Source organism: Acidiphilium sp. PM (genome assembly GCF_000219295.1).
In the GTDB taxonomy this organism is placed as follows: domain Bacteria; phylum Pseudomonadota; class Alphaproteobacteria; order Acetobacterales; family Acetobacteraceae; genus Acidiphilium; species Acidiphilium multivorum.
This window is the reverse complement of the sequence record NZ_AFPR01000150.1, coordinates 19786-31860: the sequence shown is the minus strand read 5'-3', so window position 1 is coordinate 31860 and position 12075 is coordinate 19786. Positions and strand designations below refer to the sequence as shown.

The window sequence follows — 12075 nt, the reverse complement described above, 5'->3', positions numbered from 1 at the left end:
CCCGCGGCTTCGCATCCGGCACACTTCCAGCCGCAGTCCGCTCCAGCGCAGCACCAGGCGGCTCAGGCAATGCATCCGCAGCCGGCGCCGGCGCCGGGTCCGGTGCCGGCGCGTCCGCAGTTCCAGGCCGAGGGGCCGGTGCGGGCGCCGATCTCGGCTCCGGCCGCCTTCCGGGAGACGCCGCGCGCCGCCGAGCCGCCGCGCAAGCAGAGCCTGTTCGGCCGGATGACCAGCAGCTTCCGCAATGCGGCCGCCCCGCAGCCAATGCCGCAGGCGGAACCTCGTGCGGCCGCTCCGTCCTGGCCCGCGCGGGAGGAGCCTTCCTACCAGGCGCCGCAGCATCTCGACCGCGAGATGCCTCAGGCCCCGGCGGCCGAGCATGCCTCGTACCATGTGCCGCCGCAGCATCATGAGCCGCGTGCGGCGGTTCGGCTGACGCAGAACGAGGAAATCGGCATCGACATTCCGGCTTTCCTGCGCCGCCAGCAATCCTGACGGCAAGGCGCCCGGCCGGCGGCGGCTTAGCCCGCCGCCGGCGCGCCGAGCCCGATCAAATCTGCGTTCTCCGCGCCCCCCGGCGCCGCACATGCGGGTTTCGCTCTTGATGCCCATTGCGGGAGCGTCATTGTGTGCAAATGACGATTCCTCTCTCATTGCTTCTGCTAGCCGCCTCACTCGGTGCGTGGCTCGGCGTGCGCGCAATGCAGCAGGGTGGGGTGAATGGTGGCGGCGTCTTCGGCCGGCTGCTTGGCCCGCTGCATGGCGTTCTGGGGGCCATGGGACTGACCGCGTTGGTCATCGCGCTGGCCCGCCATCCGGTGCCGGCACGGATGGGGCTGGGTGGCTTCGGCGCGGGGGCGGAAATTCTGCTCGGTCTCGCCCTGCTGCTCGGCTTGTTCGTCGTCATCGCGGCCTGGCGCCAACGGCGCCCTGCGGGGCTGCTGCTCGGCACGCATGCGACGCTGGCGATCGCGGGTATTACCCTTGTGCTTGCCATCGCATCGCTGACCTGATGTCGAGCTTTCATCCATTCGGGAAATGAAATAGGGTAAATCAACTTATAGTTGAGGTTTCGGTGGATGTGGCGCTGATCGCGGTCAGAGCAGCGAAACCGGCGGCGGCGCCGCCGCCGGGTGCCCTGCGTTCGTCGGCCGCCTACGCGGGGCGGATTGTGCTGTTCCTCCCGGTAGCGATGATGGCCGGCATCCTCCTTTATTTTGATCTCAGGGCGGAACCGCCGGCGTGGCTGGCGCCGGTGGCGATCGTGCTGGCGGCCGGTGTACTCACCGTCCTCTGGCGGCGGCCGGTGGGTCGCCGGCTGGCAGCGCTGGCGCTGTTTGCCCTACTCGGTCTCGGCCGGGCGCAATGGCAGGCGATGCTGATGCCGCCGCCGATCGTCGTGCCGCACGGCGTCGTGACGGTAACAGGACGGGTGAGCTCGATCGACTTGCTGGCGACCGGCCGACGGGTGCGGATTGCGGCATCGCGCCTCAATGGCGGGCCGGCGCTGGGCCGGGCAGTGAGGATCAAGTTACGCCGCGGCGACGATGTCCGCCTCGCGGCAGGCGACAGTGTGCGGGTGCGCGCCTTTCTCTTCGCTCCGTCTCGCCCGGCCTATCCGGGAGGGTGGTCGTTCGGACGGGATCAGTTTTTTTCGGGGCTCGGCGCGGTTGGGTTCGCGGTCGGGAAGCTCGACGTGACGCGCGTTGCCGCGCCGGGGTGGGGCGGCGCACTGCGGCGGTTGCGCGAAACGATTGCCGCACGGGTGCTGACCGCCATGCCGCCCACTACGGGGCCAATCGCCGCCACGCTGCTGACCGGCTTCGAGGAATCGATTCCGGCACGTGAGCGCCAGGCGTTCATCACCGCCGGACTGGCTCATATCCTTGCCGTCGCCGGGCTGCATATCGGCATCGTGATGGGGGCGCTGTTCGCGCTGGCGCGATTCTGCGTCGGGTGGTCCGAGTTTCTGCTGCTCCGCGTGCCGGCGAAGGTCATTGCCTCGGCCGTGGCTTTTGCGGGTGGGGTGGTCTATGCGGCGCTGACCGGTTTTCACGTGCCGATCGAGCGGAGTCTCGCCATGGCCGCGCTGGTTCTGCTCGGTATTGTCGCCGGGCGACGGGCGCTGTCGCTGCGCGGGCTGGCGGTGGCGGCGTTCGTGTTGATGCTGATCGAGCCGCAGGCGGTGCCGGGGCCGAGTTTCCAGATGAGCTTTTCCGCCGTTTTGGCACTGATCGCGGGCTATGAGGCGGTTGGACGCCGGTTCGATACCCAGGGGGCGGGATGGCGAGGACGGCTGGGTCGGCATATCGCCGCGCTGGCCTTCACCTCGCTGCTGGCGGGTGGGGCGTCGATGCCGTTCGCGGCCTACCAGTTCCAGCAGGTGCAGCCGTATTACATCCTGGCAAACCTGATCGCGGTGCCGCTGACGGCGCTCGTCGTGTTGCCGGCCGGCATGGTGGCGCTGGTCCTGATGCCGTTGCATCTCGAGGTGCTGGCGCTCGCGCCGATGGGGTGGGGGATCGCGGCGATGCTGGCCGTGGCGCGGTTCGTCGGGCAGTTGCCGCACGCGCTGATCGTGATCGGGCCAAGCCCGGGCTGGCCGGTTGCGCTGCTGGGCCTCGGCATGGCGCTGCTCGGACTGCTGCGGGGGCGGGTACGCCTTGCCGGCCTGGCGCCTGTCGTGATCGGTCTGGCGGGGATGATGCTGGGCCGCGCGCCGGATGTGCTGGTCTCGCCCACGGCTTCGCTCGTTGCGGTGCGGGACGGCGCGGTGGTGCGGATACTCGAGACGCGGCGGCCGGATCAATACACCCTGGCGCAATGGCGGCCGGTCTTCGCGCATGACCGTGTGGCGGTGGCCCGGGCCGCCGACATTTGTGCCGGCGGGCGATGCCGGTTCGACCATGGGCGGGTGCTGTATCTTGCCGATGCCACGGCGGCGGAGAACGGATGCGGCGATGCGCGGGTGGTGATCTCGCCTGAACCGTTGCGCGGCGCGTGCCGGGCCCGGGGGCGCTACGTGATCGATCGGTTCAGCGTGTGGCACGATGGCGCGATCGCGCTGCGGTTCGCGGGCGGCCGCGTGAGGCTGACTACGGACCGGTGGGTGCAGGGGATGCGGCCGTGGGTGGCCGCCTGGCCGAAGCGGTGGCACCGGCGCCGATAAGGCGCGCGCCGCCCGGCAGCCGGTGGCGGATTTCGTTACGGAAGACGTAGTGGCGGGTTTCTGCCGTTTCTTGGTGGCGGGGGCGGGTGCGTGCGAGGGCATGGGCCTCGGCAATGGCGTCGAGTGTCGGACGCAGGCGGCACGCGTTGATGCCACGCGCGAGATAAATGCCGGCGCGGAACAGGAAACCGGACAGACCGTTCCAGTCATGGGCGATCAGCAGACGGTTGCGAACGTATTGGTGCCAGCGTCCGGCATTCCAGTTCACCCGCGCTTCGGGAGAAACTTCATGGATGACGGCGAGGTCGCCGTGATGCTCGATGCGCCAGCCCGCGGCAATGGCGCGGCGGGCGAATTCGTATTCCTCCCAGGTGAAGAACAGGCTCTCGTCATAGCCGCCGAGACGCTCGAAGCAGGCGCGCGACAGGGCGTGGCCGCAGCCGACGAAGGTGGTCGCCGCGAAAAATCCGTCGGCCCGGGGCAAAAGCCGCTTCGGATAGCCCCAGCTCGTAAGGTCGAGGCTGCGCCCGTCGGCTGCAAGGATGCGGAACCCGATGGCGGCGAGATCCGCCGTTCCGGCGATGCGGATGGCGGCGCGGGCCGCGGTATCGCGGGCGGCGAAGACGGCATCGTTGTCGAGCGCGATGATCGTGCGGCCGTGGCCGAGGGCGCTTACACGGTTGCGGCCACCGGGCACGCCGAAATTCTGCCCGACGCCGTAGAGCGCGACATGGGGGAATTCGGTCGCCACCGTCGCCAGGGCGGCGCGCATGCCGGGCGGTGAGTTCTGGTCGAGCACGATGACATGGCTGTCCAGCCCGGTTTGCGCGGCCGCCGAACGGATCGCGGCGATGGTTTCACGCGGGCGGTGATGGCTCAGGATGACAATGTCGGCATCATAGGCGTGGCCAGGGGGCGGCGTCCCGGCCAGCAGGCGCGGCTCAGATGGCATTGCGGCCGATCAGCACAGCGGGGATCGTGCGCAGCAGGATGGCGAGGTCGAGCCAGGGGGACCAGCGCTCGATATAGTCGAGATCGGCGGCGACTCGGGCCGCCACGAGGTCGCGCCGGTCGGTCGGGCCGCGCAGGCCGCGCACCTGGGCGAGGCCGGTCAACCCCGGCTTCACGCGGTGGCGCACGCCGTAGAAGGCGATCGCCTGTTCGAAGGTGAAGTCGCCGGCGGTGGTGTGCGGCGCGTGCGGGCGGGGGCCGACCAGCGACATCTCGCCGCGCAGCACGTTGAATAGTTGGGGTAATTCGTCGAGCGAAAGGCGGCGGAGAATGGCGCCGAGCCGGGTGATCCGCCGATCGCCAGGCTGGGCCTGAGACACCGGGCCTGCGGCTTGTCTGGGTGGCTGCGGGCGCATCGTGCGGAACTTGAAGACCGTGAACGGCGCGCCGTCGAGCCCGATGCGGCGCTGGCGGAACAGGACGGGTCCGGTCATCCGTAGGGCGAGGGCGATCAGGGCCAGAAGCGGGCCGAACAGGATGATCAGCAAGGCGGCGCCGCCCACGTCCATGCTCCGCTTTGCCACGGCGCCGAACGGACGGATCGGCCGGTCGAGCACCGTGACGAGACGTAGGCTCCGGCCGGTCGCGAGGTCGCACGCGCCGATCTCGGCCACCGCGTCGAAGGCGAGGCGGATCCGTACCGGCTGATCGGCAAGGCGGGCAAGCAGTGCATCGATTTTGCCGCGGGCTTCGGGCCCATCGCCGCGCTGGACGAAGACGACGAGATCGCCGATCTGGCCAGAGCGGATCATGGCTTCCAGGGTCGCCGCATCGGCGATGGTGCGCAGGCCTGATGTCGGGGCGAGCCCCCAGCAGAAGACATAGCCAAGCCGGTGGTCGGTCATGCGGTCGAGACGAGTGCAGAGCATACGGTCGCACGGAGTTGCGGCAACGAGGGCGGATGCTCCTCGCGGGATGCCGATTCCGTGGCGGCGCCAGAACGCGGCAACCATTGCGCGCTCGCCGAGCATCAGCACGGCAGTGAACGTGAAGGCACCGACGGCCCATGCAATCGATCTGTCGAGCGGCAATATGGCTGGCACAGGGCGCAACAGTGCGATCCGCAGCAGGGCAAGCACGTCCGCCGCCACGAGGGCGCGTAGCATGGCTCCGATATGGACGAGCGGCGCGCGCGCGGGGCCGACTGCGTAAAGACCGGCAGCGAACAGGGCGAGCAATGTCAGGCCACCAAAGACGAGTTCGTTGAACGGCCCGGCGGCCATGGTGGGGGCAGGCGCCAACACTCGGGTGGCAAGACGCGGGCCAATGAGAACGGTCGCGGCATCCGCGACCAGGAGAAATGCGATTCCGCTACTCGGGCCGAGGTGCGGACGGAATCGGTGCGCCCGCTTGACCGGGATTGCCGCCATACGGCGGACTGGTTCGGCCAAAGGCTCGAGAATCGTCTGAGACATCCGGTTCGCCTCCACCTAGAGTTGCTTGACCGCAATCCAAGGTTGATTTTTGGTTAACCGAAAACGAGGCGGCGGGAAAGCAGAAAATTGATGAGGAAGCCCGACGCCGCCCCGGCGGCGACGGCCAACACCGGATAGTGACGCGGCAGGACAAAGCTTGCGATCAGAGCGGAATACGCGCCGCGATTGACCATGAAGCCAGCGAGGTTGACCATGAGAAAGCGCAACCACTGGGTGTGGGCCGGGCGCTGGGCGCGGGCGCGGAACGTCCACAGCCGGTGTAGCACCCAGTTGCAACTGGCAGCGATCAGATAGGCGGCCATGCCGGCGCCGTAGAGGCCGAGGCTTGGGATCAGCGCATAGACGGCGGCGATATCGACCAGCAGGCCGAACACGCCGACCAGGCCGAAGCGCAGGAACTCGCCCGCCGCCGCGCGGTGGCGGGCCGGCAGTCGGTTGGTGACCAGCTCGATCGGCGAGGGCAGGGCGGGCATCGGGCAGGAGGGTTAGCAGGCCGGCGGCGGCGCGCAAGCGGAACTGTGTCAAATTCTGCCAAATTCGTGTGCCGCCGCAGGAAAGCGCGGCGGTTCTCTTGACCAATGCGGAAGAGCCCCATCATCATGTGATCAGGAAGCGGTCCGCCCTGGCGGAGGGGCGCGCGTGATCATGAACGGAGGAATCAATGCCCCAGGTTAAACTCACGGTGAACGGCAAGCCGGCGACCGCTGACGTCGAGGCGCGCACGCTGCTGGTCGAGATGCTGCGCGAGAACCTGCACCTGACCGGCACGCATGTCGGCTGCGACACGAGTCAGTGCGGTGCCTGTGTGGTCAAGGTCGACGGCAAGTCGGTCAAGTCGTGCACCATGCTCGCGGTGCAGGCGGATGGTGCTGAGGTGACGACGATCGAAGGGCTCGCGGCCGCGGACGGCACGCTGCATCCGATGCAGGAAATGTTTCGCGAGCATCATGGCCTGCAATGCGGCTTCTGCACGCCGGGCATGGTGATGAGCGCGATCGATCTTGTCGAAAGCCATCCGGAAGGTCTGACCGAACAACAGATCCGCGATGGGCTGGAAGGCAATATCTGCCGCTGCACCGGCTACCACAACATCGTCAAGGCGATCGCTGCGGCGTGGCCGCTGATGCATGGGCGGGAATTGCCGCAGGCTGCGGAGTGAGGCTCGGATCATAAAAGATACCGCGCCGGTATCGTCCGGCGCGGCAAAAATTCGGGAGATCATCCATGAACGACATGACGCAGCCGCACATCGTGAAGGGCGGCATTGGCGATTCGCCGAAGCGCGTGGAGGACCGCCGGTTTCTGTCGGGCCGCGGCCATTACACCGATGACATCAACCGCCCGGGGCAGGCCTATGCCGTGTTCCGGCGATCCGACGTGGCGCACGGCAACATCCGCTCGATTGACGCCGGCGCGGCGCGCGCGATGCCCGGCGTGGTGGCGATCTTTACCGGCGAGGATATCGCAAAGGCCGGGATCGGCGGCGTGCCCTGCGGCTGGCAGATCCATAGCAAGGACGGTTCCCCTATGGTCGAGCCGCCGCATCCGGTGCTCGCGCAGGGCAAGGTGCGGTATGTCGGCGATGCGGTCGCGATGGTGATCGCCGAGACCGTCGACCAGGCAAAGGATGCCGCCGAGGCGCTGGTGGTCAACATCGACCCGCTGCCCGCCGTCTCCAACATGGTCGCGGCGACCGCCGCGGGCGCGCCGCTGGTGCATGACGACGCCAAGGGCAACGTCTGCTTCGACTGGCATATCGGCGACAAGGACGCGGTGGATGCCGCCTTCGCCAAGGCCTTCAAGGTGGCGAAGATCGATGTGGTGAACAACCGGCTGGTGCCCAACCCGATCGAGCCGCGTGCGGCGATCGGCGATTTCGACCAGGCGACCGGCGAACACACGCTCTACACCACCAGCCAGAACCCCCATGTGATCCGCCTGCTGATGGGCGCCTTCGTGCTGCAGATTCCCGAGCACAAGCTGCGCGTCGTGGCGCCGGATGTCGGTGGCGGGTTCGGGGCGAAGATTTTCCACTATATCGAGGAAGCGGCGGTAACCTGGGCGGCCGCGCAGGTGAACCGTCCGGTGAAATGGACCTGCGAACGCAGCGAATCCTTCATCACCGACGCCCACGGCCGCGACCATATCACCCACGCCGAGCTGGCGTTGGCCGAGGACGGCGCATTCCTCGGGCTGAGAGTGAAGACGATGGCCAATCTCGGCGCCTATCTCTCGACCTTCGCGCCATCGGTCCCGACCTATCTGTCGGCGACGCTGCTTGCCGGCGTCTATACCACGCCCGCGATCTATTCCGAGGTGAAGGCGATCTTCACCAATACCGTTCCGGTCGATGCCTATCGCGGCGCCGGCCGTCCGGAGACCACGTTCCTGCTCGAACGCCTTGTCGACGTTGCGGCGAAGACGATGGGGATGGATCGTGTCGCCATCCGCCGGCGCAACTTCATCCCGCCCGATGCCTACCCCTATCAGACGCCGGTCGCACTGCAATATGACAGCGGCAATCACGAGGCGACGCTTGTCCGCTGCATGGAACTGGCCGACTGGAACGGCTTCGAGGCACGGCGCGCGGAATCGGCGAAGCGCGGCAAGCTGCGCGGCATCGGCATGTCGACCTATCTCGAGGCCTGCGGCATCGCGCCGTCTGCGGTTGCCGGTGCGCTTGGCGCCAGGGCTGGTCTTTACGAGGTCGCCAACGTCAAGGTGCACCCGACCGGATCGGTAACGCTCTATACTGGCACGCACAGCCACGGTCAGGGCCATGAGACGACTTTCGCCCAGCTCGTTGCCGACCAGCTCGGCGTGCCGTTCGAGCAGGTCGAGATCGTGCATGGCGATACCAGCAAGATCCCGTTCGGCATGGGCACCTATGGCAGCCGCTCGCTTGCCGTGGGCGGATCGGCAATCGTCAAGGCAGTCGACAAGATCATTGCCAAGGGCAAGAAGATCGCCGCTCACCTGATGGAAGCCTCGGTTGACGACATCGAATTCAAGGACGGCAAGTTCACCGTGGCCGGCACCGACAAGTCGAAAGCCTTCGGCGAGATTGCGCTGACCGCCTATGTGCCGCACAACTATCCGCATGACGAACTCGAGCCCGGCCTCGACGAGACGGCATTCTACGACCCGAAGAACTTCACCTTCCCCGGCGGGTGCCATATCTGCGAGGTGGAGGTTGATCCCGATACGGGTGTTGTCACCTTGCTCAACTTCACTGCCGTCGATGATATCGGCCGTGTGATCAACCCGATGATCGTTCATGGCCAGGTGCATGGCGGCGTTGCTCAGGGTATCGGGCAGGCGCTGCTCGAACATGCGATCTATGACGAAGCGGGTCAGCTGCTGTCCGGTTCGCTGATGGATTATACGATGCCGCGGGCAGACAATCTCGTGAGCATCCATGTCGGCACCGAATCGACGATGTGCACGCATAACCCGCTTGGCGCGAAGGGAGTGGGCGAGGTGGGGGCAATCGGCAGTCCGCCGGCCGTCATCAATGCCGTGGTCGACGCGTTGCGTGATTACGGGGTAACGCATGTGGACATGCCGGCCACAGCGCAGAAGATCTGGTCGATCATCAATGCGGCGTCGCCGCGGATGGCCGCCGAGTAACGGAGAGAAGAGATGTACGATTTCAAGTATCAGAAACCGGCTGCCGTGGATGACGCGGTAAAGGCGCTGGCGGCCGATCCCGAGGCCAAGGCGCTCGCCGGCGGCATGACCTTCATCCCCGTGCTCAAGCAGCGCCTGGCGAAGCCGAGCGCGGTGGTGGATCTCGCAGGATTGGGGCTTTCCGGCATCCGCCGCGAAGGTAATACGCTGGTTATCAAGGCGATGACCACGCATCGCGAGGTCGCGACATCGAAAGACGTGGCCGATGCGATTCCCGCGCTCGCGCACCTGGCCAGCCATATCGGCGACCGCCAGGTCCGTTACCGCGGTACGATCGGTGGGTCGCTCGCCAACAACGATCCCTCTGCCTGCTATCCCTCGGCTGTGCTGGCGCTTGGCGCAACCATCCGTACCACGAAGCGCGAGATCGCGGCGGACGACTATTTCCAGGGCATGTTCACCACCGCGCTCGAGCCGGACGAACTGATCACCGAGGTCTCGTTCCCGATCCCCGAGAAGGCGGCTTATGAGAAGTTCCCGAACCCGGCGTCGCGCTACGCGATGGTCGGCGTGTTTGTGGCAAAGAACGCGGGCGGCGTACGGGTTGCCGTGACCGGCGCCGGGAATAATGGTGTTTTTCGCCATACCGCGATGGAGCAGGCGCTGTCGGCGCATTTCGCTCCCGACGCGATCAGCGGCGTGAAGACACCGGAAGAGGATATGAGCAGCGACATCCATGCCAGCGCCGCGTATCGGGCGCATCTTGTGGGCGTGATGGCGCGGCGGGCTGTTGCGGCCTGCGGCTAGCCGGTTCAGGTTGGTATCCGGGAAAGGGCGGCATCAAGCCGCCCTTTTTCGTGATGTAGGGATTGTGACCGTAACGCTGTCCCGTTTTGTTACAACCGGGAATGTGGCGCCCAATTCGCACTTGCGTCAGGACCGACATGTCGTATTGTCGGCATACTTCGCATGTTGCGGAGAGAAAAGCGGAAAACGCGTTTGAACCACAACGTTCCAGGAGATACATCCATGTGGACCAAGCCGAAGCTCGTCGAAATCGCCGTTGGCACCGAAATCAACTGCTACGCCTGCGCTGATCTCGACTGATCTGAACACAAGGTGCCGGAGCCGGTGCCTCGCGCCGGTTCCGGCGATCTATCAAATCCATGAAGATCATCATTCTCGGTGCCGCCGCCGGAGGCGGCTTTCCGCAGTGGAATTGTGCCTGCGGCAATTGCGCGCGGGCGCGTTGTGGCGATCCGGCAGCGAAGCCGCGGACCCAGGCCGCGCTGGCCGTCAGCGTCAACGACTCGGATTATGTGATCTTTAACGCCTCTCCGGATCTGCGCGGGCAGATCCTTGCGACCCCCGCACTTCAGCCTCGTTCCGGACTGCGCGACAGTCCCATTGCGGCAGCGGTACTGACGGGAGGGGATGTTGACTTCACGGCCGGTCTGCTCAATCTGCGCGAGGGGCATCGGTTCGGCCTGTATGCGGGCCGGCGGATTTTTGACTTGCTCGGTGACAGCCAGATTTTCCGCGTGCTGGATGCCGGCCTGGTACCGCGCCGCGAGCTTCCGGTCGATGTGCCGACGCGGCTTGCCAACTGCGCGGGGCAGGATCTCGGAATCACCGTGGAAGCCTTCGTGGTACCAGGCAAGGTGGCACTTTATGCCGAGGATGTGAGCCGCGCGGATTTCGGCTCATCCGAGGGCGACACGATCGGGCTGCGCATTGCCGACGATCATGGCAGGGCGTTCTTCTATATCCCCAGCTGCGCCAGGGTTTCGGAGGATGTGGCAAGACGGGTGCGCGGTGCGGCGCTCGTCCTGTTCGACGGCACGCTTTGGCACGACAATGAAATGATCGAGGCGGGTCTGATGCCCAAGACAGGTGCGCGGATGGGGCATATCAGCGTCAGCGGGCCTGAGGGATCGATCGCTGCGTTCGCCGGGCTCGATGTCGCGCGGAAGGTGTTTGTTCATGTCAATAACAGCAATCCGATGATTCTTGACGACACGCCGGAGCGCGCCGAGGCGGAGCGCGCAGGGTGGATCGTGGCCCATGACGGGATGGAGATCGTGCTATGACGGTGCTGATGAGTCCGGACGAACTGGAAGCCGCGCTCCGCGCAGTGGGTGCGGCGCGGTACCACAACCGCCATCCGTTCCATCAGCTTCTGCACGGCGGGAAACTGGATAAGCGGCAGGTTCAGGCTTGGGCGCTCAATCGCTACTGTTATCAGGCGGCGATTCCGATCAAGGATGCCACGCTGATCGCCCGCACTGATGATTCCGAGTTGCGCCGGATCTGGCGCCAGCGCCTTGTCGATCACGACGGCACGCAACCGGGAGAGGGCGGCATCGTCCGCTGGCTGGCTCTCGCCGAGGGGCTGGGACTCGATCGCGACATGGTCATCAGCGAGCGCCGTGCCCTCCCGGCGACGCGGTTCGCCGTGCGCGCCTATGTCGATTTCGTGCGCGACCGCTCGTTGCTGGAGGCCGTGGCGTCGTCGCTGACGGAAATGTTCTCGCCGACGATCATTTCCGAGCGCGTTTCCGGCATGCTTGCCAATTACGACTTCATCACGAGGGAAACGCTGGCCTACTTCAATGCGCGTCTCGACCAGGCGCCGCGCGACGCCGATTTCGCGCTCGACTACGTCAAGCGCCATGCCCGCACGCCGGAGCAGCAGCAGGCGGCCATCGCGGCGCTGACATTCAAGTGCGATGTGCTCTGGGCGCAACTCGACGCGCTGCACCATGCCTATGTCAGCCCGGGGCTGATCCCGCCCGGGGCGTTCGGCCATGATGGTATCTGGTCGTGACA

General features: G+C 66.4%; 11 protein-coding genes and 1 pseudogene. 9 read left to right on the top strand and 3 right to left on the bottom strand.

Annotated elements, in window-relative coordinates:
• From APM_RS07360 to APM_RS07350, 3 genes and pseudogenes are all read left to right on the top strand, one after another.
• Window positions 1-495, top strand: a pseudogene (locus APM_RS07360) (cell division protein FtsZ); the annotation flags it as partial.
• 140 nt (window positions 496-635) lie between these two features.
• Window positions 636-1013 (top strand): hypothetical protein, encoded by a 378-nt coding sequence (locus tag APM_RS07355; RefSeq protein ID WP_013639173.1) that lies wholly within the window; start codon window positions 636-638, stop codon window positions 1011-1013.
• 62 nt (window positions 1014-1075) lie between these two features.
• Window positions 1076-3169, top strand: coding sequence for a ComEC/Rec2 family competence protein (locus APM_RS07350; protein WP_007422724.1), 2094 nt, complete (start codon window positions 1076-1078; stop codon window positions 3167-3169).
• Here APM_RS07350 and APM_RS07345 read toward each other — a convergent pair.
• The 3 genes from APM_RS07345 to APM_RS07335 form a co-directional block, all read right to left on the bottom strand.
• Window positions 3096-4121, bottom strand: coding sequence for a glycosyltransferase family 2 protein (locus APM_RS07345; RefSeq protein ID WP_039888045.1), 1026 nt, complete (start codon window positions 4119-4121; stop codon window positions 3096-3098). The two genes, APM_RS07350 and APM_RS07345, sit on opposite strands and share 74 nt — an antisense overlap.
• Window positions 4111-5403 carry an exopolysaccharide biosynthesis polyprenyl glycosylphosphotransferase gene (locus APM_RS07340; protein ID WP_007422723.1) on the bottom strand — a complete coding sequence of 431 codons (1293 nt, stop codon included), beginning with the start codon at window positions 5401-5403 and terminating at the stop codon, window positions 4111-4113. The genes APM_RS07345 and APM_RS07340 overlap by 11 nt, the downstream gene beginning before the upstream one ends.
• Before the next feature lie 245 nt (window positions 5404-5648).
• Complete coding sequence (locus tag APM_RS07335) at window positions 5649-6089, bottom strand: GtrA family protein (RefSeq protein ID WP_007422722.1); 441 nt, start codon at window positions 6087-6089, stop codon at window positions 5649-5651.
• Between the two features lie 188 nt (window positions 6090-6277).
• Here APM_RS07335 and APM_RS07330 point away from each other — a divergent pair, with 188 nt between their 5' ends.
• From APM_RS07330 to pqqC, 6 genes are all read left to right on the top strand, one after another.
• A complete protein-coding gene (locus tag APM_RS07330; RefSeq protein ID WP_007422721.1) occupies window positions 6278-6775 on the top strand; it encodes a (2Fe-2S)-binding protein in 498 nt (165 codons plus the stop codon).
• Between the two features lie 65 nt (window positions 6776-6840).
• On the top strand, window positions 6841-9246 hold the full coding sequence (locus APM_RS07325; RefSeq protein ID WP_007422720.1) for a xanthine dehydrogenase family protein molybdopterin-binding subunit: 2406 nt from the start codon (window positions 6841-6843) through the stop codon (window positions 9244-9246).
• Window positions 9247-9258: 12 nt separating this feature from the next.
• Entirely contained in the window at window positions 9259-10053 is a 795-nt protein-coding gene (locus APM_RS07320) for a xanthine dehydrogenase family protein subunit M (RefSeq protein ID WP_007422719.1), read from the top strand.
• A gap of 162 nt (window positions 10054-10215) precedes the next feature.
• On the top strand, window positions 10216-10353 hold the full coding sequence (gene pqqA, locus APM_RS23085; RefSeq protein ID WP_353737317.1) for a pyrroloquinoline quinone precursor peptide PqqA: 138 nt from the start codon (window positions 10216-10218) through the stop codon (window positions 10351-10353).
• Between the two features lie 59 nt (window positions 10354-10412).
• A complete protein-coding gene (pqqB, locus tag APM_RS07315) occupies window positions 10413-11336 on the top strand; it encodes a pyrroloquinoline quinone biosynthesis protein PqqB (RefSeq protein WP_007422718.1) in 924 nt (307 codons plus the stop codon).
• Complete coding sequence (gene pqqC, locus APM_RS07310; RefSeq protein WP_007422717.1) at window positions 11333-12073, top strand: pyrroloquinoline-quinone synthase PqqC; 741 nt, start codon at window positions 11333-11335, stop codon at window positions 12071-12073. The genes pqqB and pqqC overlap by 4 nt, the downstream gene beginning before the upstream one ends.
• The last annotated feature ends 2 nt before the right edge of the window (window positions 12074-12075 follow it).

Coding starts and splice junctions, on each gene's coding strand:
- APM_RS07355 (WP_013639173.1), top strand. CDS start 636: ATGACGATTCCTCTCTCATTGCTTCTGCTAGCCGCCTCACTCGGTGCG.
- APM_RS07345 (WP_039888045.1), bottom strand. CDS start 4,121: ATGCCATCTGAGCCGCGCCTGCTGGCCGGGACGCCGCCCCCTGGCCAC.
- APM_RS07340 (WP_007422723.1), bottom strand. CDS start 5,403: ATGGCCGCCGGGCCGTTCAACGAACTCGTCTTTGGTGGCCTGACATTG.
- APM_RS07335 (WP_007422722.1), bottom strand. CDS start 6,089: ATGCCCGCCCTGCCCTCGCCGATCGAGCTGGTCACCAACCGACTGCCG.
- APM_RS07330 (WP_007422721.1), top strand. CDS start 6,278: ATGCCCCAGGTTAAACTCACGGTGAACGGCAAGCCGGCGACCGCTGAC.
- APM_RS07325 (WP_007422720.1), top strand. CDS start 6,841: ATGAACGACATGACGCAGCCGCACATCGTGAAGGGCGGCATTGGCGAT.
- APM_RS07320 (WP_007422719.1), top strand. CDS start 9,259: ATGTACGATTTCAAGTATCAGAAACCGGCTGCCGTGGATGACGCGGTA.
- pqqA (WP_353737317.1), top strand. CDS start 10,216: ATGTTGCGGAGAGAAAAGCGGAAAACGCGTTTGAACCACAACGTTCCA.
- pqqB (WP_007422718.1), top strand. CDS start 10,413: ATGAAGATCATCATTCTCGGTGCCGCCGCCGGAGGCGGCTTTCCGCAG.
- pqqC (WP_007422717.1), top strand. CDS start 11,333: ATGACGGTGCTGATGAGTCCGGACGAACTGGAAGCCGCGCTCCGCGCA.